The organism is Candidatus Methylomirabilota bacterium (genome assembly GCA_035315345.1).
Taxonomy (GTDB): Bacteria; Methylomirabilota; Methylomirabilia; order Rokubacteriales; family CSP1-6; genus CAMLFJ01.
The window spans coordinates 1-23,947 of the sequence record DATFYA010000193.1 but is presented as its reverse complement, the minus strand read 5'-3'; the positions used below and the strand labels follow the sequence as shown (position 1 = coordinate 23,947).

At 66.3% G+C, this 23,947-nt stretch carries 19 protein-coding genes; all 19 read right to left on the bottom strand.

Annotated features, from left to right (window positions below):
- Window positions 1-36 precede the first annotated feature (36 nt).
- Window positions 37-1,341: a glycosyltransferase family 4 protein gene (locus VKN16_24740; GenBank protein HME97427.1), complete on the bottom strand. Its 1,305-nt coding sequence runs from the start codon at window positions 1,339-1,341 to the stop codon at window positions 37-39.
- Window positions 1,342-1,343: 2 nt separating this feature from the next.
- The gene (locus tag VKN16_24735) at window positions 1,344-2,576 is read right to left on the bottom strand and encodes an ABC transporter ATP-binding protein (GenBank protein ID HME97426.1); all 1,233 of its coding nucleotides are present in this window, start codon (window positions 2,574-2,576) and stop codon (window positions 1,344-1,346) included.
- Between the two features lie 15 nt (window positions 2,577-2,591).
- Window positions 2,592-3,317, bottom strand: a complete 726-nt coding sequence (locus VKN16_24730) for an ABC transporter permease (protein HME97425.1) — start codon at window positions 3,315-3,317, stop codon at window positions 2,592-2,594.
- Between the two features lie 56 nt (window positions 3,318-3,373).
- Window positions 3,374-5,212 carry a glutamine--fructose-6-phosphate transaminase (isomerizing) gene (gene glmS / locus VKN16_24725; GenBank protein HME97424.1) on the bottom strand — a complete coding sequence of 613 codons (1,839 nt, stop codon included), beginning with the start codon at window positions 5,210-5,212 and terminating at the stop codon, window positions 3,374-3,376.
- Between the two features lie 17 nt (window positions 5,213-5,229).
- Entirely contained in the window at window positions 5,230-6,222 is a 993-nt protein-coding gene (locus VKN16_24720; protein ID HME97423.1) for a polysaccharide deacetylase family protein, read from the bottom strand.
- 5 nt (window positions 6,223-6,227) lie between these two features.
- The gene (locus tag VKN16_24715; GenBank protein ID HME97422.1) at window positions 6,228-8,087 is read right to left on the bottom strand and encodes an asparagine synthase-related protein; all 1,860 of its coding nucleotides are present in this window, start codon (window positions 8,085-8,087) and stop codon (window positions 6,228-6,230) included.
- Window positions 8,084-9,181 (bottom strand): GNAT family N-acetyltransferase, encoded by a 1,098-nt coding sequence (locus VKN16_24710; GenBank protein ID HME97421.1) that lies wholly within the window; start codon window positions 9,179-9,181, stop codon window positions 8,084-8,086. The genes VKN16_24715 and VKN16_24710 overlap by 4 nt, the downstream gene beginning before the upstream one ends.
- Window positions 9,178-10,413: a TIGR03087 family PEP-CTERM/XrtA system glycosyltransferase gene (locus tag VKN16_24705; protein HME97420.1), complete on the bottom strand. Its 1,236-nt coding sequence runs from the start codon at window positions 10,411-10,413 to the stop codon at window positions 9,178-9,180. Before VKN16_24705 ends, VKN16_24710 begins: the two co-directional genes overlap by 4 nt.
- Window positions 10,414-10,429: 16 nt before the next feature.
- Window positions 10,430-11,656, bottom strand: coding sequence for a glycosyltransferase (locus VKN16_24700; GenBank protein HME97419.1), 1,227 nt, complete (start codon window positions 11,654-11,656; stop codon window positions 10,430-10,432).
- A complete protein-coding gene (locus VKN16_24695; protein ID HME97418.1) occupies window positions 11,653-12,675 on the bottom strand; it encodes a FemAB family XrtA/PEP-CTERM system-associated protein in 1,023 nt (340 codons plus the stop codon). The genes VKN16_24700 and VKN16_24695 overlap by 4 nt, the downstream gene beginning before the upstream one ends.
- A 12-nt stretch (window positions 12,676-12,687) precedes the next feature.
- Window positions 12,688-13,776, bottom strand: a complete 1,089-nt coding sequence (gene wecB / locus VKN16_24690) for a UDP-N-acetylglucosamine 2-epimerase (non-hydrolyzing) (protein ID HME97417.1) — start codon at window positions 13,774-13,776, stop codon at window positions 12,688-12,690.
- On the bottom strand, window positions 13,773-14,633 hold the full coding sequence (locus tag VKN16_24685) for an XrtA system polysaccharide deacetylase (GenBank protein ID HME97416.1): 861 nt from the start codon (window positions 14,631-14,633) through the stop codon (window positions 13,773-13,775). The genes wecB and VKN16_24685 overlap by 4 nt, the downstream gene beginning before the upstream one ends.
- A 12-nt stretch (window positions 14,634-14,645) precedes the next feature.
- Window positions 14,646-15,653: an NAD-dependent epimerase/dehydratase family protein gene (locus VKN16_24680; protein HME97415.1), complete on the bottom strand. Its 1,008-nt coding sequence runs from the start codon at window positions 15,651-15,653 to the stop codon at window positions 14,646-14,648.
- Window positions 15,654-15,664: 11 nt separating this feature from the next.
- Entirely contained in the window at window positions 15,665-17,005 is a 1,341-nt protein-coding gene (locus tag VKN16_24675; protein ID HME97414.1) for a nucleotide sugar dehydrogenase, read from the bottom strand.
- Window positions 17,006-17,012: 7 nt separating this feature from the next.
- Window positions 17,013-19,226 carry a hypothetical protein gene (locus VKN16_24670; GenBank protein HME97413.1) on the bottom strand — a complete coding sequence of 738 codons (2,214 nt, stop codon included), beginning with the start codon at window positions 19,224-19,226 and terminating at the stop codon, window positions 17,013-17,015.
- A 42-nt stretch (window positions 19,227-19,268) separates the two neighbouring features.
- Window positions 19,269-20,597 (bottom strand): TIGR03013 family XrtA/PEP-CTERM system glycosyltransferase, encoded by a 1,329-nt coding sequence (locus tag VKN16_24665; GenBank protein ID HME97412.1) that lies wholly within the window; start codon window positions 20,595-20,597, stop codon window positions 19,269-19,271.
- A 313-nt stretch (window positions 20,598-20,910) separates the two neighbouring features.
- Window positions 20,911-22,200, bottom strand: a complete 1,290-nt coding sequence (locus VKN16_24660; protein ID HME97411.1) for a hypothetical protein — start codon at window positions 22,198-22,200, stop codon at window positions 20,911-20,913.
- A gap of 466 nt (window positions 22,201-22,666) precedes the next feature.
- Complete coding sequence (locus tag VKN16_24655; GenBank protein ID HME97410.1) at window positions 22,667-23,497, bottom strand: polysaccharide biosynthesis/export family protein; 831 nt, start codon at window positions 23,495-23,497, stop codon at window positions 22,667-22,669.
- A gap of 5 nt (window positions 23,498-23,502) precedes the next feature.
- Window positions 23,503-23,947, bottom strand: a 445-nt coding sequence (locus tag VKN16_24650) for a helix-turn-helix domain-containing protein (protein HME97409.1), incomplete at its 5' end; no start/stop codon positions are given.

The window sequence follows — 23,947 nt, the reverse complement described above, 5'->3', positions numbered from 1 at the left end:
CGACCGCGGGACTGAGGCGACGCGATCCAACCGCCGCTAGCTTCGTTTCCCGGCGTGCCATGTGGCCCTCTCCCTCACCGGCCTGTCGCGATGGCGGTGAGCCATCAAGACGTTTTCGTACACCTGCTCGACCAGCCGCGCGTGGGACCCTGGCGAGAAGCGGGCCGCCGCGTCCTGACGCGCCCGGCGGCCCAGCGCTTCGGCGCGCGCCCGATCGGTCAACAATTCAATGATACGATGCGCGAGCTTTTCCGGGTCGCCCGGAGGCACCAGGAAGCCGGTCCGCCCCTCTTGGATGATCTCGAGCGGTCCGCCGTTCATGGCTGCGACGACCGGCTTCCCCATCGCCATACCCTCGGCGATCACGCGGCCGAAGGGCTCCGGCTTGACCGAGGCGTGCACGACGACGTCGAGCAGCTGGATGAGCTCCGGGATGTCCCGCCGGAAGCCGGTGAAGACGGTTCGGGCGCCGATACCCAGGTCGCGCGCCAGTCCCACCAGCTCGTCCCGATACTCGGTGCTGCCGTCCGGCACTTCCCCGATCACGAATGCCTTCGCCCGTGGCACCGCCTCGAGCACCAGCTTGGCCGCCTTCAGGAACACGTCGTGGCCCTTCCACTTGAGCAGGGTGCCGGGAATCCCGAACGTGAGATCGTCCGGGACCAGCCCGAACTCCCGACGCTGGCGCGCGGCGTCGACCGTCGGATGGAACCGCTCGACGTCGATGGGAGGATAGATCACCTCGATCCGCTCGGACGGCACCCCGAGGCCGAGCAGCACGCCCTTCGTGGCGGTCGAGTTCGCGACGTAGGCGTCCACGAACCGCGAGATGTAACGAACGGTCGGCGAGTTCCACTCCGTCCCGCGCTGGTAGGCGATCAGTGGGACGCCGAGCCACCGGGCCAGCAGCACCGCTCGCACGTCTAGGCCGTTGTTGTGGTGGATCAGCTCGATGTTCCACTGGCGGGCGATGCGGTAGAGCCGACGCACGTACGGCAAGATGACCGCGGGCACGTCGAGCGCGGCGACGCCCGCCGTCACGATCCGGCGGGGAAGACGCGGGTAGCTGGCGACGCGCCCGAGCAGCGACCGCATCCACGGCGTCGACTTGAGACTATTCCGCCAGGGCAAGACCGCGGTGGGAACCGAGGGACCGACGGCCTGAGCGAGATACTCCTGCTGGTTCGCGAGCGACAGCACCACCCGGGGGGCATACCGGTTGCGGTCGAGCTCGGCCAGCAGCGTGCAGAGGCTCATGGTGGAGCCGGACAGCCCGATGCTGTTCTCGATGAGCAGCACCTTTCGGGCGCCGGCGCCCTCGGAGCCGTGGGTCCGAGACACGATCAAAGAATCTCCCACTCGTGCGGATAGTTGATGTGACCGCTGATCTCGCGGGAGGCGATGCTCGGTCCCTCCACGATCAGGATGGCCGCCCGCTTGCGGTAGTCGTGGTACCGCTGGATGTGCTCGTCCCGCACGTGCACGTTGATCGTGTAGTCGCCCTTGAGGAACAAGAGCGGGTGGAGGATGAGCCGGACTCGCCCTTCGTCCTGGCTCGTGTCGATCTTGAAGCCGTCGAAGCGAGTGGTCACGCCGCCGAGAAAATGCCCGTAGGCGTCCTGAATGGTGACCTCGAACACCGGATTCGGCACGGGTCGCTGGACGGTGTAGGCGATCTCGACGCACGCGGCCTCGCTGCTGTCGAATACCTGACGGACCTGCCCACCCCGATCGCAGAGGGTTACGCTGTCGATCCGGATCGGGCGGTCCGCGTCGGTCATCGCCTGTGAGACCGCCTCGCCCGGCTCCTCCGAGGTCAGCTGCTCGCGGATCGACTTCAGGTACTGGTCGACGACGCTCTCGGGCTCACCGTAGGCCTGCACGCGCCCACCCTGCATCCACAGGACCTTCTTGGAATGCTGGATGATGTTGGCCATGTTGTGGGACACGAGGACGATGGTCTTGTCCTGCTCCTTCAGCTCCGCGAGCTTGTTGAGGCACTTTGTCTGGAAGGAGGCGTCGCCCACCGCCAGGACCTCATCGATCAGGAGAATCTCCGGGTCCACGTGCACCGCCACCGCGAAGCCCAGCCTCACCTGCATGCCGGACGAGTAGTACTTGATCGGGGTGTCGATAAACTGCTCGATCTCGGCGAAGGAGATGATCCGGTCGAGCTTCTCGTCGATCTCCCGGCGCCGCATTCCGAGGATCGACCCGTTGAGGTAGATGTTGTCGCGACCGGTCAGCTCCGGATGGAATCCGGCCCCGATCTCGATCAGGGCGCCGACCCGGCCGCGGGTCTTGAAGGAGCCCGACGTCGGCGAGGTGACCCGGGACAGCACCTTGAGGATCGTGCTCTTGCCGGCCCCATTTGGCCCGATGAAGCCGACGACGTCCCCCCGCTCCATCTCGAAGGACACGTCCTTGAGAGCCCAGTACACCTCCCGCTGCTGGTCGGACCGCCGCACGAGGCGCCGGAGGCCGGACGCGAGCTCGCTGCGAAGAGACCCGTGCCAGCCCCGGTTGAGCCGGTACCGTTTGGAGACTTTGTCGAGGCTAACCGTCACTTCGGACATGCTCGGTCGCTCCTGTCAGATGACGTCCGCAAAGGTCGTTTCCGCTCGTTTGAAGAACCAGTATCCGATGGTCAGGACCGCCAGGGTCACGACCGAGGCAATGAGCAGACCATGGACGTCGGGCGGCTGCCCGAGCAGGATCGTGCGCCGGTAGCCATCGATGATCGGCGTCATCGGATTCAGCATGTAGATCGGCAGCAGGGACGCCGGCACGACCTTCAGGGGATAGGCAATCGGGGTGGCGAACATCCACAGCTGCAGGAGCAGGGGAATCCCGTGCCCGATATCGCGCAGGCTGACGTGGATCGCCGAGGTGATGCAGATGACGGCCAGGGCGAACAAGGTCTGGATCACCAGGAGGACCGGCACCCAGAGCGCGGTCCACGACACCGCCACGTGATAGTAGGCCAGCATCACCGCGAAGATGGCGGCCGCGATGCTGAGATCCAGGCCCGCGGCCAGCAAGATCGACACGAGCAGTGTCTCACGGGGGAAGTAGATCTTCCGGACGAGATTGCTGTTGGCGACGATCGCGGCCGTCCCCTGGGAAACCGCGGTGGCGAAGAAGGTCCAGAAGATGAGACCCGAGTACGAAAAGATCGGGTAGGGCACGCCGTCGGAGGGAACCTGGGCGAAGCGGGAGAACACCAGGGTGAAGGCCACCATCAGGGACAGCGGCTGCAGGATCGCCCAGGCCGCCCCGAGGGCGGTCTGCTTGTAGCGCGCCTTGATGTCGCGCACTGCGAAGCTCAGGGTAAGGTCTTTGTGCTCCCAGAATTCGGCGAGTTGGGCACGCATTATTCCACCGTGACGCTCTTGGCCAGGTTGCGTGGCTGGTCGACGTTGCAACCACGGACCAGGGCCACGTGATAGGCCAGGAGCTGAAGAGGGACGACGCTGACCACGGGAGAGAGCAGAACCGGCGCGACCGGGGCCAGCAGGACGTGATCGGTCCGGGAGGCGAGCTCGGTATCGCCTTGGTGACCGAGGGCCACCACGCGACCACCGCGGGCCTTGACCTCCTCGACGTTGCCCAGGGTGCGGTCGTAGGAGGCATCCCGCGGCACGACCGCCAACACCGGAACGCGCCGATCGATGAGGGCGATCGGCCCGTGCTTCATCTCGCCTCCCGCGTACCCCTCGGCATGGATGTAGGACAGCTCCTTCAGCTTCAGGGCCCCCTCGAGGGCCACCGCATGGTTGACGCCGCGGCCGAGATACAGGAAGTGCTCGTACCCGGCCAGCTGCTTCGCCAGATCCTCCACTCCCGGATTGAGGGCGATCGCCCCCGAGATCAGCCTCGGAATCTCGCGGAGGTCGTCGATGCGCTTCCGGCAATCGATGCTGGTGAGATGGTCGCGCTCCCGACCCAGGGCCAGGGCGAGCAAATAGCAAACCGTAGCCGTCGACGTGAAGGTCTTGGTCGAGGCCACGCCGATCTCGGGACCCGCGTGCGTGTACAGCGTCGCGGTCGCCTCCCGGGACAGCGCCGAGCCGACCACGTTGGTGATGGCCAGCACCGGGCTCCCGTGAGTCGAGGCGGCCCGGGCGGCCCCCAGCGTGTCCGCAGTCTCGCCTGACTGCGAGATGGCTACCACCAGCGTGTCGGGCCCCAGGACGAGGCTGCGATAGCGGAACTCGGAGCTGATGTCGACCTCGGTGGGAAGGCCGGCCATTTCCTCCAGCATGAATCGCCCGGCCAATCCTGCGTTGTACGACGTCCCGCACGCCACCATCACGACCCGACGCAGGGCGCGGATCTGCTCGCGAGTCATGCCCAGATCCGGCATCGCTACTCGGTCGCCGCGCTCGGTCAGGCGCGGCCCGAAGGTGTCGCCGACGGCCTGCGGCTGCTCGTGGATCTCCTTCAGCATGAAATGCGGATAGCCGCCCTTCTGGGCGTCGGCGGCATTCCAGGTGATATGGGAGAACGGGCGGTAGACCGGCTCACCCTCGATCGTGGTCACCTCGATGCCCTGCCGCGTCACCACCGCCACGTCGCCGTCGGCGAGGATGAGCACGTCCCGGGTGTGGGGCAGAATGGCCGGGATATCGGAGGCCACGTACGCCCCATCCCCCCCGAGGCCCACCACCACGCTGCCGGCCCCGTGTTTGGCCACCAGCAGTCGGTGGGGATCAACTGCCGCGATGACCCCGAGAGCGTACGCGCCCCGCAGCACTCGTAGGCAGGCGCGCAGGGCTTCGAGTAGATCACCGCCGAGGGCGAGGTGGCTCTCCAGCAAATGGGCGATGACCTCGGTATCCGTATCGGAGCGGAAGACGTGACCGGCTTCCTGGAGGCTCCGCTTGAGGGGAAGGTAGTTCTCGATGATGCCGTTGTGTACCACCGCCAGCGAGCCGCCGCAGTCGACGTGCGGGTGGGCGTTCAGCTCGGTAGGCGCTCCGTGCGTCGCCCAGCGCGTATGACCGAGGCCGATGGAGCCTTCGGCGGGCTCTCGCTCGATCAGATCCGACAGCTCACCGATCTTCCCGGGCCGCCGTCGAATGGCGAGCCGACCGTTGGATACCGTGGCCATACCGGCCGAGTCATAGCCTCGATACTCCAGACGGCGCAAGCCATCGACGACGACCCGGCTGGCGTCTCCTTGTCCTACGTAACCCACGATGCCGCACATAGGCGCGATACCCCTTGTTAGCTCAGTGTCATGCGATACCAGGCCAGCTTCGTCGCAAACGTCGGCAGATGATGCTCCCAGGGCTGTCCCCGTCGCAGCTCCCAGGGAGACGTGCGAGCCGTGTTCAAGCCGAAGCGGGTGGTCACGGCACAGTCGAAGCCCGCACGGCGAACCTGATCGACCACCGCGGGCGTGTAGTCGGCCTCACCTCCGTTGGGATAGGCGAAGGCGCGAGGAGATATTCCGCACCGAGCCTCGATGGCCCGCTTCGATTCGACGATCTCGGCGCACGCCCGGTCAGCGGGTAGTCGGGACAGGATCGGGTGGCTGACCGTGTGTGCGCCGATACGGAAGCCCAGCCCGCGAAGGGCGTGGACTTCGTCCCACCGGAGGAAGGCGTTCCTCTCGCGATCATGCTGGCCCGTGCCCAGCCGCTCCAGCAGCGTCTCGAGCGCCCTCCGTGAGTCGGCTTCCGGCAACCCTTTCCAGTGCGCCTGCAGTCGCCCCAGCGCCAGAAGTCGGGCTTCCCGGGTCTCCAGGGGCAGCACCTCGTCCGAGGCGGGCACCGCGACCTGCGAGGCCGCGGTCGACTTCAGCGCGGTCGCGAGTCGGTCGTACCACGGGACCTCACCGCTCCCGATGAAGCCGGTCGCCAGGAACACCGTCGCGGGCAGGTGGTATCGGGCCAGGATGGGAGCGGCGTGCGTGAGAACGTCCCGGTAGCCGTCATCGAAGGTGATGGCGACCGCGTTCCGCGGAACGGTTCCGGACCGGAGCCGAGCCACCAGCTCCTCCACTGGAAGCACCACGTAGTGACGGGCGATCAACTGCATCTGCCGCTCGAAGACCTCGGTCGGCAGAGCCTCGAAGAACGGATCGCCGTGATCGTTGACCCGATGATACGTGAAGACCGAGAACGCGGCCGCCCGCCGAAGGTAGCCGGAGGTGGCCGACAGGGCGCCGGTGAGACCGGCGCGATAGAGTCCGGTGGCCAGAGTCCGTACGAGCATCTCGGTCACGCCACCCTCACTCCCGGCGATTCGCCACGCACGTGCCGGCGGTGCCACAGCTCGAGCATCAGCACGCTCCACAGCAGGTCGCCGTAGAAGGCGGTCGTATCGGAAGCGTGGAGACGAAGGAGCTCCTCCAGGGCGCCCCGCCGGAAGTACGAGCTCACGTGGGCATCCGGACCCAGCAGCGCATCGTGCGCGAGATCCACGAAGCCGGCGTGCGTCCGCAGCCACAGGCTCGTGGGAACTCCGAAGCCATGCTTCCGCTTCGCCAGGGTCTCGGCGGGGAGCAGCTCGCGGAAGGCCTGCCGGAAGAGATGCCGCTTTTCACCCGCGTGCACCTTGAAGGACGCCGGCCAGGTGGCCGTGAACTCGATGAGGGGCAGATCCAGGAACGGGAACCGGACCCCGATGCCGGCCGCCTCGGCGGTGCGCGTGACCTTCAGTAGATCGTTGTCACCAATGGTGAGCTTGATGTCCAGGTAGAGGAGACGGTTCAGCTCCTCGACCGCGCTCACCCGCCCGAAATGCTGCTCGAGGACGTCCCAGGGAGCTCCCGGCTCGACGCTTCGCAGGAAGTCTCCGTCGAGCAGCTCGCGGCCGTCCTGGGCGAAGAAGAACTCGTAGGAATAGAACCGTCGCGGATTCGGCAGGCTCGCCCGCCGAACGTACCGCTGCGCCCGGCCGACGGTGGATGAGCCGCCGTCGGGCAGGGTTCGCAAAATTGGCTCGAGCAGACCGCGGCGCAGTAGTCGGGGCACCCTCTGGTAACGGGCGAAGACCGCGTCCACCGTGTAGCGCTCGTTGCCCCCGAAGATCTCGTCGCCACCGTCGCCGGCCAGCAGGCGGGTGAGCCCGCATTCCCGGGCGAGCTGGGCGCACAGGTAGGTGCCGATCGCCGAGTTGTTGCCGAACGGCTCGTCATAGCTGTCGATGAGCCGCGGCAGGGCAGCCAGCGCGTCCTGAGGCGAAATCCGCCGGACGTGATGGCGGGCCTTGAAGTGACGAGCGGCCCGCTCGGCGTACTCCAGCTCGTCGTAGCGACGCTCCTGGAAGCCGATGGAAATGGCGTGGACACGCTCCCCGGTGAGACGGGACATCAGCCCGAGGACAGTGCTGCTGTCCGTCCCCCCGGAGAGAAACGCGCCAGTCTCCTTGGCGCCACCCGACCCGAGCGCCCGGGCGACCGCCCCTTCCGCCTGTCGCATGGTGGCGCGGGCCGTCGCGTCATGATCGAGGTCGCGCTTCGTATAGTTGAGATCCCAGTACCGGGTGATGGTGACCGAGCCGTCCTGCGCCTTCAGCAGGCAGCCGGGCTCGAGCCGTCGGATCGGACCGGCGACCGACACCGGGGCGGGAAGGTAACCGAAGTTCAGATAGTGGAAGACCGTCGTGGGCTCGGGGTCGCCGCTCAGGCCGGCGACCGCTCGGAGGAGGCCGGCTCGCGAGGCGAAGGCCATGCCCTCGGCGGTCACCGCGTAGTAGAGCCGGCGGATCCCCACTTGATCGACGGCCAGAAGGAGTTGACGCTCTCGCGGCTCCCAGATGGCGACCGCGAAGGCCCCGCGCAGGCGCTGGATACCGCCGACGCCTTCCCGCTGATAGAGGGCAGATACCACTTCCTGAACCCCTTCACGTCCGGTCAGCGAGGACAGCTCGTCCAGGTTGACCAGGTCGGCATCGACGGCCACCACCGTGGATCCGTCTCCAGACCAGGGCTGGCCGTCACCGGCGAGCATGACCGCGAAGCAGCCCGAGGCGACGACCGCGCCACGACTATCCTCCGCGCACAGAAGCCGCTCCAGCCGCTCGGGCGTGGCCGGCCGGCGGGGATCGCGATGGACGATTCCGCCGATGAGGCTCACCGAAGCCGCTCCCGCAGACGGCGGGCCGTCGGCACCGCCCGCGTCTCCAGCAGGTGCAGCAGGGCCGGATATAGGCCCGGGCGATGCACGTGAAGGCGAACCGTCTCGTGCGTTCCGCTGGCCCAGCGCATCTTGTACTCGTTGAGACCAGGCCCCATGTGATATTCGCGCACGTCGCCCCGCTCGAAGAGGGCCCGGGCCACCTCGAAGTTCAGCGAGCTGCCGGGCGAGGCGGCCGCGTAGTCCAGGTCGTAGTCGGCCCGAAGGGCATAGGCGACTCCGTTGGCGCGCAGCTGATACTCCATGGCGATCGGACGGCCGTCGAGTCGCAGCAGCCAGAGCGACAGCCATCCATGCTGGGCGGCGCGGCGGCTCAGCTCGGCGAAGAACTCTCGCATCCGCGGCATCGTGGCGATGGCCACGCCGCGATCCGCCTTCCAGCTGCGCCCGGTCAGGTCGATCAGCTCCGCGAGGAGCCGACCTTGCGGATCCAGGGTGCGATGCTCCTCGACGGTGATCGTGCCGAGTCGGGCGAGCCGATTCTGGATGTTCCGGATGGTCTTCTTGAACCGCTGGCTCCGCGAGCCGTAGAAGTCCTGCCAAGTCCCGTCGATGGTCAGATAGGGCGACTGCTCGCTGCCGGCGCGCCGGTACCGCAGTCGTCCCTCGAGCTCGCCCTCGAAGAGCTTCAGGGTCGAAGACTCTATCGGCAGTCGTCCGAGCTCGAGAATGTCCCAGTCGGCACGAGCGGCCAGATGATCCATTAGGCTCGCCACCAGCTGTCGGTCGCCCCCGGCCGGAATCAGGTCTCCGAACGGTGAATCCGGGCAGTCGAGCAGCGACAGGTATCGGACGGGGCAGCCGCGCAGCTTCGTCGTCCGACGATGCAGTGGGATCAGGCTGACTGGAACTCCAGCATCCTCCAGCTGCAGTACCTCGACATTCGGCGTGGCGGCCGCGATGCGGCAGCATTCGAACCAGTCGTGCGTCGCGAACGGGGTGGCATGGCCGTGCTGCTCAGCGAGCTCCGACCACATCGAAGCGACGGCCTGGAGCTCCGGAGCCGCGGTCAGGCGTCGAACGCGCCAGCTCATGAGTGGGAACTCCAGGCGCGAACCTCGTTCGGCGGCCAGCCAGCCGCCTGGCCCGCCGGTTCCGGCCGCCCCGCCGCCCGGGCAAGAAGGACCTCGAGGCCGGCCAGATTGCGCTCCCACGTGTAGTGAGCCTCCACGCACGCGCGCCCCGCCCGACCCAGCTCGCGCCGGGTCTCCGGGCGCTGCAGCAGCCGCACGACATGGCTCGCGAAATCCGCGGCGAACTCGGCCACCTCGAAGTGAAGCCCCGGCTCGCCCCGGACGCCCCGGGCCGCTAACGGGCTTGCCACCACCGGAAGGCCCATGGCCATGCCCTGCAGCACCTTGTTCTGAATCCCACGGCCGATCCGGAGCGGAGCCACGCAGACGGCGGCGCGCGCGTAGTACGGCCGCACGTCGGGCACCGCTCCCGTCACGACCACGCCGGAACGCTCACCGAGGCGGCGCACATCCGCCGACGGATTGAGCCCGACGATGTAGAACACGATCTCGGGAACCTCGCGTCGCACGAGCGGAAGGATGTCGGCGCAAAAATGTTGGACCGCGTCGATGTTGGGGAGATAGTCCATCGCGCCGGTGAAGATCACCCCCGCCGGCTCAGACGGCTCCTCGAGCTGCGGGGCGTAATACACCGAGTCGATACCGTTCGGAATGACCGCGGTGTGCGCCCACGAGGCGAACGATCGTAGCTGCTGCTCCTCGACGTCCGTGGCCAGGAGAGACACGCGCGCGCGGCGGGCGATCTCCCCTTCGCAGGACTGGAGACGACGCCCCTCGGTCCGATAGAGCCAACTGACCGGAGCGCGACGATGCTCGGCATACTGACGCCACTTGTCCGAGTCCACATCCACGAAATCCATCACGAGGGGGACATCGGCCGGTGCGTACTGGGCCATCGCGGTCGAGGACACATACACCACGTCGAACCCCTCCTCACGGCTGCGACACTCGACCTGTCGGGCAAGGCCTCGGGAATAGAAATACGGCAGCGTGACCGTCCCGCCCCGGACGAGCCCGGCAACGCCCCGCGCGAGGCTGACCGGCTTCCGCAGTCGGTCGAACAGGAGATCGGGCACGAGGCGTCGCAACGCATCGACCCCGCCCAGATCCCGTTCGTCGTCCACGAGGAAGCCGAGCGTGAGATCGTGCCGCCTCGACAGGTGGCGCGCGATATGGAACGCCCGTGTCTTGTCCCCGGTATGGGGCGGATAGGGAATACGGTGCGCGAGCATGAGGATTCGCAACGCCCTAGCCCTCGACTGCAGCCTCGATGGATCGGGGCGGACCCTCGGGACCAGCGCTGCTCTGCACCATGTCGTCCACGACTTGCCCGAGGCGGCTCGCGCTCAGGTCCCATGAGAAATTCTCCTGGACGAACCGCCGGCCCTGGGCGCCCAGTTCCTCCCGAAGGGGACGGTCCTCCAGGAGCTCCGCCACCCGGCTGATGAAGTCGTCCGGATTGTCCGCGACCCGGAGGTCGCGGCCCGGCCGAGCATCCAGAGCGCGACAGGCGACCGCGGTGGTCACGACCGGCACTCCGGCCGCCATGGGCTCCAGAACGCACGCCTGCATGTCCGGCGCCTCGCCGACCACCGCGCCGACCACGGTGTGGCTGTGGAACAGGCGCCGGTCGCCTCCGGGCGAGCTGATCTCGATGTCCACGCCCGCCGGCCCCCGGGCGCCCGGACCTCTGGTGGTGACCACTACCCGAACCCCGGGCACCCGGGACCGCAGGGCGGGGAGAACCGCCCGGCAGAACGCGAAGGTCTCCGGCAGGTTGGCGTCGTCGCGGGCGGAGGCGTTCAGCACGACGGTAGGCACCCGTCCGAGCCGCAACCGGGTGTCGCTCGCATCCATGTCGACGCCGTCACGGATCACGACGACCGACGCGGCCGGCGCGAGTGTCCGGACGATCTGCGCGGCCTCGGGCGTCGCGGCCACACAGCGTGTGGCGCGCCGGGCCGCGTTTCCTTCCGCGATGCGGAGGCGAGCCGCCTCGGTGCGGAAGAATCGCGACACGCCCGGCGCGCCGGTCGTCGCCTGATTCGCCCACCACTCCGACTCCACGACGCCGAAGTCGGCGAGCAGGGGAACGCTGGAGTCGATGTCGAGGGCGTACTGGATCATCGTGGAGGACGACACGATCACCAGGTCGTAGCGGGTCTGGCGGAGTCGATCGGCCAGCCGAGTACGAAGGGCCTCGGACCGAAAGTACGACAACGTGCACGACTCACCGGTGGCGAGACTGAGGGCCCCCGAGAGTGACCGCCAGGCCCGCGGGACCACCGAGAACTCCAGGTTCCCGAAATCGGCGCGCAGCGCCGAGATGGCCCCGGCCACGTCCTGGTTGTCGGTGATGAAGGCGAGCGTGAGCTGATGGCTGCGAGCCAGGTGTCGGGCGAAGTGATACTCACGTGTTCCCCGGACCGGCTGCCGGGCAGGCGGAAGCCAACGGCCGAGCATGAGGATGTTCATGGGAGGTATCTGGTCACCAGCGGCCCGACGACCTTGGTCAGCGGCAAAGGCAGCCGCTTCCACGTGTCAACGGCCAGGCGCATCTTGGGGTTGGACGGACTCAGGTTCGGCATCTGTCGACCGCCATCGAGGATGTACTGGTACGGCAGCGGCATCGCCTCAAAGCCCCAGTGCCGCTTGAAATGATAGGCTCCGGTACCCTCACGGCTGCGGCCGAAGTCGAAGGTTCGATATCCCGCCTTGGCCACGTGACACATGAGCTCCCAGTACATGAAGTCGTTGACCGCGTACGGGAGGGCGTCTTCGACCGCGCCGCCGTAGTACGGCAGCACCTGCTCGTCGAAGTACAGGGTCAGCACGCCGGACACCATCCGGCCGTCCTTCCAGATCGTGAGCAGCTCACACTCCTTGCCGAACTCTCGCGCGATGGACTGGAACAGGCGTCGCGGGAACACCGGCGATCCGAGCGCATGCACGCTCCGCGCATAGACGTCCCAGAACCGATCGAGATGCCGCAAGCCAAACTCGGCCACCAGGCCGTGCTTGGAGCCCTGACGCGTCATGCGGCGCTGCTTCCGAGGAATCGCGTTCAGGTTGTCCTCATCTCGCGAGGAGATCGGGCGCGCGAACGTCACGTAGAGGCTCTTGGTCGGCAGGTCCACTTCCTGGCCCTGCCGGTGACGCAGCTCGACGTAGTCGGCCTTCACCCGGGTCGCCAGCTCGCGCGCGGCTTCGACGAGCGCGTGGCGAGCCGCCGCGGTCGCCGCGCAGATTCCCCCGTAGACGCCGTACGGAACCGACACCAGGCCCCGGCCGCCCAGGAGCCCGCGCACCTCGAACAGCGGGAGTACACCTTCCAGCCCTCCACCGCGGACGGCCATCAAGTAGTGGGGCCGGTGCGAGAAGGCGGCCTCGACGGCTTGCTTCCAGGCGAGCAGATGGAACGGGCTGCCCCCAGGGGTGCTACGTACGAAGCTGTCCCAGTCAACGGTCTCGGTCGTCAGGCGACGGATATCCATGGATGTCTGGCCTTACCTGGCGGTCTCGAGCAGAACACGGACGATTCGGCTCGCCGCCTTGCCATCCCACAGCTCCGGAAGCTCCCCGGCCGGCCACCGCCCGACCTTCACGTCGGACCAGCTCTGGTAGATGGCGTCCGGCTCCGTCCCCACGACGCGGTTCGTGCCTCGGCTGACCGTGACCGGACGCTCGGTATTCTGTCGGAGCGTGAGACAGGGCGTACCGAGGGCAGTCGTTTCCTCCTGGATGCCACCGGAATCGGTCAGCACACAGCGGGACTCGGCCATGAGTTGCACGAAATCCAGGTACGGCATCGGGGCGGCCAGCCGAAGTCCTGGCATGGGCGGCAGCGTGCCGGCGAGCGCCTCAAGGCGCCGTCTCGTCCTCGGATGGACCGGGAAGACGATCGGGATCTCGCCTTGGATGCGGGCGATTGCCCCGAGCAGCAGCCCGAGCGTGCCCTCGTCGTCGACATTGCTCGGCCGGTGCAGGGTGAGCACGGCGTACCCGCGGGCCGTCAGGCCCAGGCGCTGGAGGATGTCCGACTCGCGCGCATGCTCACGGTAGCGGAACAGCGTGTCGATCATCACGTTCCCGACGAAGTGCACTCGCCCGACCGGCACCCCCTCCCGGGCCAGGTTCTCGTCGGCCGAGGCCTCGGTGGTGAAGAGCAGATCGGACACCGCGTCGGTCAGCACGCGATTCACCTCTTCCGGCATGGTGCGATCGAAGCTGCGGAGACCGGCCTCGACGTGTGCCACCGGGCGACCCATCTTGACCGCGGCGAGCGTCGCCGCGACCGTCGAGTTGACGTCGCCCACCACCACCACCACGTCGGGGCGGGTGCTCTCGATCACCGGCTCGATTCGGGTCATGATCTCGGCGATCTGGGTGATCGCACCTGTCGATTGCACCTTCAGGTTGACGTCCGGTCTCGGGATTTCCAGATTGGCGAAGAACGCGTCCGACATCTGGGCGTCGTAATGCTGGCCGGTGTGCACGAGAGTGGTCGAGATGTAGGGATATTCCGCCAGCTCGGCCATGATGGGCGCGATCTTGACGAAGTTCGGGCGCGCTCCGACGACGGCGACGATCCTCATGACACCGCTCCCTCGGCCGGGAGGCTCGAGGTATCGAGCACATCCCGAACCGGTCGAAACCGGAAGTCCGACAGCAGGCGGCGGAGCTTGCGTTCCGTCCGTGACGTGTTCAGCGAGTGCCGCAGCTGGGCGAGCCGTCCGATCGGGAGATGAGGCTGGCCCGGATCCATCTCCCATGGATGGAGGTAGACCATCGCGGGCTGCCGCTCCACCTCGTTCAGGTGGCGGAGCGCCCGGCGCGTCACCGAATACGGGAGCAGGCGAAAGTAGCCGCCGCCCGCCACCGGCAGCCGCCAGCCCCGGCGTCCGATCGTCGAGGGGGGAAACTCCCAGATGGAGCTCCCGGCGCCGGCGTCGCGGCGGTGCGGGAAGCGGGGAGAATCCGGGATACCGTACCGGTCGTGGACGATCGGGAAAATGCTCGAGTCGTAGCGGAACCCGGCCTCAGCCAGGGTCTCGAGGCTCCACAAGGTGCCACGAACGACCGAGAAGGTCGGCGCCCGGTATCCGACCACCGAGACCCCGGCCGCCTCCTCGACGGCGGCCTTTCCCCGACGGACGTCCTCGGCAAAGTCGCTCCGGCTGAGTCGGGTGATCATCTGATGGCCATAACCGTGGCAGGCCACCTCGTGGCCCCCTCCCTGGATGTCCCGGACCAGCCGGGGGTGCCGCTCGGCTACCCATCCCAACACGAAGAAGGTCGCGACGGTACGGGCTTCGGACAGTATCGTGAGAATGCGCTCGGTCGCGCTGACCACACGACTCTCGAGGGTATGCCAGTCATGAGGGTCCACCACGCGAGCGAAGGCCTCTGCGTGAAAGTACTCCTCGATGTCGAACGTGAGCGCGTTGATCATATGGGTCGTGGTCTAGTCGTTGCGGACCGCCTGCGCGAGAGCCCGCGGCTCCGGCTCCTCGTACTCGGCCAGCGAGCGGAGGAGGCGCGCCACGCCGGCGATCACCGACACTCGGGGAGTGAAATCCAAAAGCTCCGAAGCGAGCGTGGTCCGCGCGCACAACTGGACCGGCAGGCTGTCTCGTTGCTTCGGAAACCCGGGCACCACCGACGTCTTCAGGAGGCCGGCGGCGATTCGCTGTAGCTCCCCGATGCTAAGCATCTCGCCCGAGCCGACGTTGATCACCCGCCCGGTGGCGCGAGGCGCCCGGGCCGCGGTGAGGAGAGCCTCCACCACGTCGTCGACGTAGATGAAGTCGCCGGCATTCCGATCGTCCAGGTCAGTGAAGGGGCGGCCCTGCCGGACCGATTCGATCAGGCCGGGCACCGGATTGTCCACCGGAAGAGCCCGCTGGCGCGGGCCATAGACGTTGAAGAGGCGCAGCACCACCGTGTCGAGCTGATGGCGTGTGTAGAAGGCACGGCAGTAGGTCTCGGCGGCGACCTTGGAAGCCGCGAACAGCGTGTTCGGCGACAGCGGCGCCTCCTCCGAGATCGGCAGCGTGATCGGCGTCCCGTAGACGGTGGCGCACGACGCGATCACCACGCGCCAGATGCCCTCGGTGAGGGCGGCATGCAGGACGTTGAGCGTACCGTCCACGTTCACCGCGTGAATCTCTCCGGGGCCGATGACCGGCGCGGAAGATTCCGGCAAGCTCGCGAGATGGAACACATACTTGACGCCTCGAAGCGCGGTGCGGAGCAGCTCCCGGTCGCGAACGTCTCCGATCATCACCTCGAGCCGACTGTTGTTCGGAAACCCGGTCCACCGCTCGTGGTCGTCGGCGGCCGCTCGAAGATTGGTCAGAGATCCGGTGGAGAGGTTGTCGAGAACCCGCACCGCGGCCCCGCCCTCCAGGAGCTGATCGACGAGATGGGAGCCGATGAACCCGGCCCCTCCGGTCACGAGAACGGTTCGCATCGCCCGTTTCCTTAGAGAGTCACGATCGACGACGAACCGGCGCGCCGCTGCGCCTTCAGCGCGTTGCGGGTGTCCACCACCAGCGTGGCCCGCTCCGCGATGACCTCGTAGTCGAAGCTGGAATGATTGGTCAGGATGACGACACAGTCGGCCGCGGCGATGGTCTCCGCCGTGGCATCCACCGCGGAGAGTTTCGCCGACCCGAGGGCGAGCTGGGGAGTGAAGGGGTCAGCGTACGAGACCGAGGCGCCCTTTCGCTCCAGCATCTCGAGGATCTCGAGAGCCGGCGACTCCCGAATGTCATTCACGTCGGGCTTGTAGGTCACGCCCAGGACCAGGACCGAGGAGCCCTTCAGCGCGCGGCCGCGCTCGTTCAGGGCATCGCCGACCAGGGCGACCACGTGCTCGGGCATGGCGCGGTTGATCTGGTCGGCCAGGGCGATGAACTGGGCTTCATAGCCGGTCAGCCGAACCTTCCAGGAGAGGTAGAGAGGGTCGACCGGGATGCAATGGCCACCGATACCCGGCCCCGGATAGAAGGGCATGAAGCCGAACGGTTTGGTGGCCGCCGCGTCGATGACTTCCCACGGGTCCACGCCGATCTTGCGGCAGGCGAAGGCCAGCTCGTTGGCCAGCGCGATGTTCACGCTCCGGAAGGTGTTCTCCAACAGCTTGGCGGTCTCGGCCACCCGGGGGCTGGAGACCTCGAACACGCTCGACGTGACCTGCCGATAGAGAGCCGCGGCGAGACGCGTGCAGGACGGGGTGACTCCGCCCACCACCTTCGGAATATTGGCGGTGGTGAACCGCTTGTTGCCCGGATCCACTCGCTCGGGCGAAAAGGCCAGGAAGCAGTCGCGACCGATGACGAGGCCGTGCGCCTCCAGCTTCGGCTGCACGACCTCCTCGGTGGTACCGGGATACGTCGTGCTCTCCAGAATGAGCAGCTGCCCGGGGCGAAGGTGAGGCAGGAGGCTCTCCACCGCGGACAGGATGAAGGAGATATCCGGCTCCTTGCTCTTCCGCAGCGGAGTCGGCACGCAGATGATGAGCGCGTCCGAGGTGGCCGCGTCCGCAAAGCCGACCGACGCGGTGAGACGCTTCGAGGCGACGACCGGCCTCAAGGCCTCGGTGGGAACATCGACCAGGTAGGACTGACCCTGGTTCAGCAGGCTGACCCGTTCGAGGTCGAGGTCCACGCCCCGCACCTCGAAGCCGGCCTTGGCAAGTTCCATCGCGAGGCTCAGGCCGACGTACCCGAGGCCGATGACACTGACACGTGCTGTCCGATTCTCTAGCTTCTCGGTAAGAGCTGTGGTCCACACGGCGCTATGCGCTCCCTGTCTGGTCATGTTGGGGTTAAGAGCTGTAGTAGCCGCTGTATTGCTTGTAATAGGAGTTCAGGTGCTTCACCGGGGTCCGGTTGAGAACCACCCCGACGATCGGAGTGCCCGCGCGCTCCAGAATGCTCTTGGTCCGGAGCAGGTCGCGAGGCCGCGTCTGACCCACCGCGACCACGAGCACGACCCCGTCGGCCGCCGCGGCCATGTAGAGGTTGTCCGGAATGAGCAGGATCGGCGAAGAATCCAGCAGGACGAAGTCGGCCTCGCTGGACATGTCACCGAGGATCTTGGTCAGGCGGTCCGTCCCCAGGCCGGTCCGCGCGGGCGCGGTGAGCGAGCCGCCACGCGAGGCTAGCTGAACGTTATCGGTGATCGGCGTCATCGTCTCGGTCAGCTTGGTGGTGCCGGCGAGCAGATCGGTAAAGCCCTTGCGCGGCGCAGTGTTGGCGATGCGATGGAGGGTCGGCCGGTGGAAGTCGGCGTCCGCGATGATCACGCGCTTGCCGATCTCACCGAAGGCGAGCCCCAGGTTGAACACCACCGTCGACTTGCCCTCGAACGGCAGAGGGCTCGTGATGAGGATGCGGCGGAGGGTGAGGTCCTCGGACATCATCTGCAGCTCGACCCGTAGGCGCCGGAAGGCGTCGACGAACAGGTGATACTCCTCCTGCTGACTCTGCTCGGCCTGCCCCGAGCCGAAGACCGTCTTGTTCGACTGCACCTGGGGAATCGCGCTCAGCACCGCGAGACCGGTGAGGTTCCGGACGTCCGCTTCGCCCATGATCGGGCGGTTGAAGTACTCGGCGGTGGCCGGCGCCCCCAGCCCGATGACGAGGGCGAGAACCAAGGCGAGCCCCATGAACTGCATCCGCCGCTGATTCGGAGCGGTGGTCGGGAAGCCGGGCGGATCGATGACCTTCACCACGTTCATCTCCCCCTGCTCTCGGATGCGCGCAGCTCCGAGCTTGTCCGACAGCAGGGTGGTCAGCTTGCGATTCGTCTCCACCTCGGAGGCGAGACGACGGTATTCGAGCTCATCCTTGGACAGCCCGGACAGGTCGCGCCGGACCGCGGCGATCTGGTCCTTCAGCGCGGTCTCCTGGGCGGTCAGGGATACTACCGAGGTGTCCAGGGCGGCCATCATCTCGGCGAACGCGCTACGGTCGTCGGCGGGAATCCCGCCGGCGCCCGGGCTTGCGACCGTCGAGTCCTTGACCGCCTCGCCGAGCTCGCGCTGGACGTCCGCGATCTGCTGGGCGAGAGACCGGACCCGGGCATGGTCATCACCGTAGCGGCTCTTGGCCTCGACCATCTGCGCCTCGAGGCTCGACAGCTTCGCTCGCAGACGACCGGCATTGGCCGGGTTCACCGGCGGAGCCTGCGGGGCCGCCTTCACCGCGGCCTGTGCCGGGGCCGGCATGGACTCGAGCTTGGTCTTCAGAGAGGCCAGGCGCGTCTGGCTGATGTTGCGGTTGGCCTGGACCTCGGCCAACGTGGTCTCGAGCTGCGACAGCCGCTGAGCGGTCTCGGTGCTCTTCGCCGGAATCTGGACGCCGCCCCGCGACATCGTGAACGTGCGAAGAGCTGCCTCACTGCGCGCCAGGGCATCGGATACCTGGGAGGTCTGCTGCGATAGATACTCGCGGGTGCTCTTCGCATCGTCCACGTTGAACGAACGGGTCCGCGCGAGGAGAACCTCGATATATGTGTTGGCGATGTCCAGGGCGATCTGGGGCTGCGACGCCTCCGCCTGGATCTCGACGATTCCGGAGGAGCCGGGCTGGCTGTTGAACTTCACGCGATCCCGCCGAAGCTCGCTGACCGCCCGCCGCTGAGGGGTGACCGTCGACGGCTCCTTGCCGCGCAGGCGACCGACCCATTCCATGAGATCGCCGACATAGTCGCGGCCGTAGGGCATGTTGATGAGGTCGTCGACCGCGCCCTTGGGAAGCGACTCGACCACCGAGGCGGCGAGCAAACGGCTCTGCAGGATGGCCAGCTGCACCGAGAACGGCCGATAGGGCGAGAACTCCTGGAACACCGGTGCCCGGTCGCTCTTGGTCTCGATCAGGATCGTCGTGGTGGTGCGATAACGGGGCGGCTCCTTGGACAGGACATAGGCGGCGGGAGCCAGGAGCGTCAACGCGGCCAGGGTCGTCAGCGCGATCCATTTCTTGCGCCGCGCGAACAGCGAGAGCGCTACCTGTTTGATGACCGTCCTAGTGTCCATCTGCCCCGTGTCTCCTTCGTGGATGAGTTGTGTCCCGGTCGTCTAACGCCCTCGGGCGAAGAGGACGACCTGGACGGTGTTGAGTACGATCAAGAGGTCGAGAAACAGCGAGAGGTTCTTGATGTAATACAAGTCGTACTGAAGCTTCTCGACGGCGTCCTCGACGGAGGAGCCGTAGCGGTATCTGACCTGGGCCCAGCCGGTGATTCCGGGCTTCACGGCGAGCCGTTCGATGTAGTAGGGAATCTGCTTCTGCAGCTCGCTGACGAACTCTGGCCGCTCGGGCCGGGGGCCGATGAAGCTCATATGGCCAAAGAGCACGTTGAAGAGCTGGGGCAGTTCATCCAGACGGGTGCGCCGTAGAAAACCGCCCACCCGGGTGATCCGGCTGTCCTGCTGGGTGGCCCACACCGGGCCGGTCTCTTTCTCGGCATCCTGCCGCATGGAGCGGAACTTGTTCAGAATGAAGACGCATCCGTTCTGGCCAAGACGAGGCTGGCGATACAAGACCGGGCCGGACGACTCCAGCTTGATCGCGATGGCGGCAAGGGCCATCAGCGGAAGCGAGAGCAGGATCCCGACCAGGGACGCGCCGACGTCGAAGAGCCGCTTGATGATCTCGGTGCGCGGCGTCTTGACGAAGCCGTCCGAGAAGATGAGCCAGCTCGGCCGCACCGCGGTGACCAGGATCTTGCCGGTGGCCTTCTCGTAGAAGGTCGGCCAGTCCTCGACGCGGATCCCGCGCAGCCGACACTCGAGAAGCGTCTGCGCCGGAAAGCAGCCCCGACGGTCGATCTGGGCAACTACCACGATATCCGGCCGTGTCTCGTCAACCAGGGAGTCCAGATCCTGGATCTTGCCTAGGAGGAGGTGGCCGTCCGGGACCATCTCCGAGGCCCCCGGAGCATCGTCCAGAAAGCCGATGATCTGAAACGGTCGGGCACTTGTGGGCTCGAGCTCCGCGATCAGCCGGCCGACCTGACCAGTGCCAAGAACGAGCACTCGCACTGTCATTTGCTGTCGTGACCAGGCGCCGAGGAAAAGGGCCCGCCAGGCCAGCAATCCCGGTGTCGTCAGCAGGAAGATGCCCAGGAACGCCGATCTCCCGATCCGGAGAGGCGGGACGGCGAAGCCAGCGGACGCCAGGATCAAAGCTCCGAGTGACTGGCACACCAGGGCGCGGGCCACCAGCTCACGGCCCGCCATGGCCTGCCGGGGGTCGTACAGGTCCCCGAGGTAGAAGATGAAGACGAGGACCGCGCTCACTTCCAGGAAGCGAGCCGCAAAGCTGCCATGGCCTGCCCACGGCGCGTACAACTCGGCGGCGTAGAACGCGCCGAGGATGACCGCGAGGTCCCCGAGGAATAGCACGAATGCCAACCCCGAGATGTAGTGTCGAAATATTCGGAACATGGCGCGTACTCGCCGGGGTAGGGAGCAAGCGGAGTGCCAGGCCCAATCCCCTTTAGCTTGAGACAAGCTAGTGATTACATTGCGAATTCCTCATTTGTGGTGGAAGTACTTCGCTCTACTGATTGGGCAAAGATCTTCCGTCCGCCCAGAAATCTGCACGGCCCCCAGAGAGGCGACCGAAGGATGGGAAAAAGCTGCTTAGAACCGCTACGTTACGAAGGTTTGCCGAATGCAGGCTTTGCGTGGAGGCGACTACGAAGAGGGGTGCTTCTTAGAACGCAGCGAACAGGTTCAGCATGAATCGATTCTCGGCGTAGTTCCCGGTGCCCGCAACATCTTGATTGAAGGCGTTGCGGCCCGTCTGCTTCGTATACGCATAGCGCAGGCTCGCGGTGAGCCAGCGCAGCGCCTGCCAGTTGATCCCCGCGCCGTAGGTGAGGGACTTCTCGGTCCCATTGTTGTTGACGTTGCCGGTCCCGGTGGGCTCGTTCTCGCTGTAGGCGACGTTGGCGACGGCGTTGAGGAAGGGTGTGATCTGGTACAGGAACTGGCCATAGTAGGTCCGAGTCTCGACCGTGCCGAAATTCTCGCCCTGCTGTCCGGTCTGCCGGAAGTCCTGGAACACGCCCACGGAGATCACGGCGCGCGTGAATCGGTAGCTCGCATTGACATTCGCGGAGATGAGACCTTCGTTGTCCTGGGTATCGCTATTGAGGATGCTGTAGCCCACCGACGCCGCGAGCGACAGACCACTCGGCAGCCCATAGGCGCCGAAGAGGGAGATGTTCCAGATGTTCGTGCTGTCCTCGGTCTGCCAGGAGTACGAGCTGGAGATGCCACCGGTGGTGTAGAGGCCGAACTGGCGGGACCCGGAGGCGAAGACGGTATTGGAGATGTTGTCGTTGATGTTGTTGTTGTTGGTATTGTTGCTCTCGTTCAGCTCGTTGATGGCCGAGAACTCGTAGCCCGCGCGCACTAGATAGTCAGTGGCGATACGCGTGCTCGCATTCACGCCCACGATGTTGGTGATCGAATCGCCTCGGTTGTTCTGGGTCCCAGGGGTGCCGAAGTTGTCGTGCTCCTCGTTGATGAAGAGCACGTTCCGGTAGTAGGCCTGGGTGGCGATGCGCCCCACCAACCAATCGACGGTGAGCCCCAGTGTGTTCGAATCGGAGATCTGTCGGCCCTGCCGGATACCCAGGCGATCGAGTGTGTTGGCCTCGTCGCTGCGGACGAAGGTGTCGGTCAGCGTGAGAGCCAGCCGCGGGCTCAATGCATAGCGGACCGCGAGATTCAGGCTCGGGAAGACCTTGACTTCGTTCCCGGTGTTCGGAGCCGTGTCATGAACGAGATCGATGGTGGTCGACAGCGCTCCGAACGTCCGAGCTCCATTGAGGAAAAGGGTGAAACCGGGGCCCAGGATCGTGCGGAAGTTGTCTTCGGCGTGGCTCGACGTCTGGAAGAAGTTGTCGGAGTACTCCTCGGCAAGCCGCGCGGTAGGATGAAACTCGAGGGTCGCCCCACGAATCGTGGTCACCGTGGGCGGGAGGAGACCCGGCATCGTCAACCCGGGCGCCCCGACGTAGCCGGGACGGCCGAACCCAGGAAATGGGGCCGGCACGTTCGTCTGCGAGGGGGCCGGCGGCACCGGGGGGGTCCATGGAGGAAGCGTCGTGCTCGGCGGCGTCGCCGGGGTGACGGGAGGACCGAGTGGCTGCTGCTGCTGATACTGCTGGAGCAGTTGGCGCTGCTCGGTCGGGGTCAGCAGCCCTGGCTCGGGAGTCGGGGAGGCCGGCTGCTGGGGAGCCTGCTCCTGCGGCTGCTGTCCTTGTGGTGGCTGACCAGGCGGTTGCTGGGTCGGGTCAGAGGGGGTCGAGGGCGAGGGTGTTTGCGCCCACACCGGTCCGGGTCCGAGGAGGCCACCGACGCCCCCCAGAGTCAGGGCTAGAATCAACCCAAATCGACGAACGGTGAAAGACCCTCGCCCGGTCACAGGCGGTCGCCTGGTCCCCGTCCTGCCCACATGTCTAGAAGAGTCTCTGTGGGACAAAGATGATGTCGTTCGGTTGCAGCCGGACATCGGGATTCTCATCCGGCGACCGCATCATCTTATCAACATCGACCCGAATGCGTTCCTTCTTTTCTGCGTTTCCACGGAGCACGTCCACGCGGCCGCCGGCAGCCAGGGGAGTCATGCCACCTACCTGGGTCAGGGCTTTCAAAATGGTCAAATCTCCCGTGTACTTGACCGCGCCAGGAGCCTTGACCTCTCCGTTGACGTAGACGGCATCGGCGAGCGGAACCACGACCGAATCCCCGGGCTCGAGCTTGGGATTCTGGCTCATGTCACCCCGCTGGACGAGGCGGTTGAAGTCGACCGGGATGCGCTTGTCGCCGCGCAGGACGAAACCCTTCTCCGCGTCGGCGTTCGGCGCCACGCCGCCCACGATGGAGATCGCCTGCAGCAGCGTGAGCTCCCGAGTCAATTGCATGACTCCGGGCTTGCCGAAGCCTCCGATGAAATACACCGGCCGGCTCCGAATCTCCTTCACGATGACGGTGACGACCGCGCCCTTGACGGTCTTCTCGTAGACGTTGGTGAGATGGTCCTGCAGTTGCTGAACACTCTTGCCCGCCACGCCGATCTCGCCGACGAGCGGCAGAGAGGTGCGACCGTCGGGTCTCACGAAGACGGTCTGGTTGAGATCCTTGTTGCCCCAGACCTGGATCTCGAGAATGTCCTCTGGGCCGATGATGTAGTCCTTGTCCGGCTGCTGGGGCGGGGGGGCTTGTGCGAGAGCGGGAGATGCGACCACTACTGCGATCAGCAACGACAGCAGCCAGGCGGCTCGTCTCATGGGATTCAGACTCCTAGCGGGTGACCCTCCGACACCCGGTCGAACTGGCCGAGAGGTTCGGGACCACCCTGTCGATATGCTTTCAGTTTGTACTGCAGGCAGCGGAGGCTGATCCCGAGCAGGCGCGCCGCCTGCGTCCGATTGCCGCTCACGCTGTCCAGCGTCTGGAGAATGTACTGCTGCTCCAGCTCGCGCAGCGTCAGGCCCCCCGGCAGACCAGGCCGGGCCGGCTCGGTACTCCGCTTGCCCCCTGGCTCTCCCAGGGGCAGCACATCGACATCGATCGTATCATGCTCACTTAATACAACGGCTTGCTCGATGCAGTTCTCCAGCTGCCGCACGTTGCCCGGCCACTCCGCCCCCACCAGCAGCTCCAGCGCCCCCGCCGTCAGCCGTGGCACCCGCTTGTGGTGCGCCGCCGCAAACTTCCGCAGAAAATGCTCCACCAAC

Excerpts from the sequence above, each read along its gene's own strand:
- VKN16_24735 (HME97426.1), bottom strand. The coding sequence starts at position 2,576 with ATGTCCGAAGTGACGGTTAGCCTCGACAAAGTCTCCAAACGGTACCGG.
- glmS (HME97424.1), bottom strand. The coding sequence starts at position 5,212 with ATGTGCGGCATCGTGGGTTACGTAGGACAAGGAGACGCCAGCCGGGTC.
- VKN16_24720 (HME97423.1), bottom strand. The coding sequence starts at position 6,222 with ATGCTCGTACGGACTCTGGCCACCGGACTCTATCGCGCCGGTCTCACC.
- VKN16_24710 (HME97421.1), bottom strand. The coding sequence starts at position 9,181 with ATGAGCTGGCGCGTTCGACGCCTGACCGCGGCTCCGGAGCTCCAGGCC.
- VKN16_24705 (HME97420.1), bottom strand. The coding sequence starts at position 10,413 with ATGCTCGCGCACCGTATTCCCTATCCGCCCCATACCGGGGACAAGACA.
- VKN16_24700 (HME97419.1), bottom strand. The coding sequence starts at position 11,656 with ATGAACATCCTCATGCTCGGCCGTTGGCTTCCGCCTGCCCGGCAGCCG.
- VKN16_24695 (HME97418.1), bottom strand. The coding sequence starts at position 12,675 with ATGGATATCCGTCGCCTGACGACCGAGACCGTTGACTGGGACAGCTTC.
- wecB (HME97417.1), bottom strand. The coding sequence starts at position 13,776 with ATGAGGATCGTCGCCGTCGTCGGAGCGCGCCCGAACTTCGTCAAGATC.
- VKN16_24685 (HME97416.1), bottom strand. The coding sequence starts at position 14,633 with ATGATCAACGCGCTCACGTTCGACATCGAGGAGTACTTTCACGCAGAG.
- VKN16_24680 (HME97415.1), bottom strand. The coding sequence starts at position 15,653 with ATGCGAACCGTTCTCGTGACCGGAGGGGCCGGGTTCATCGGCTCCCAT.
- VKN16_24675 (HME97414.1), bottom strand. The coding sequence starts at position 17,005 with ATGACCAGACAGGGAGCGCATAGCGCCGTGTGGACCACAGCTCTTACC.
- VKN16_24670 (HME97413.1), bottom strand. The coding sequence starts at position 19,226 with ATGGACACTAGGACGGTCATCAAACAGGTAGCGCTCTCGCTGTTCGCG.
- VKN16_24660 (HME97411.1), bottom strand. The coding sequence starts at position 22,200 with ATGCCGGGTCTCCTCCCGCCCACGGTGACCACGATTCGTGGGGCGACC.
- VKN16_24655 (HME97410.1), bottom strand. The coding sequence starts at position 23,497 with ATGAGACGAGCCGCCTGGCTGCTGTCGTTGCTGATCGCAGTAGTGGTC.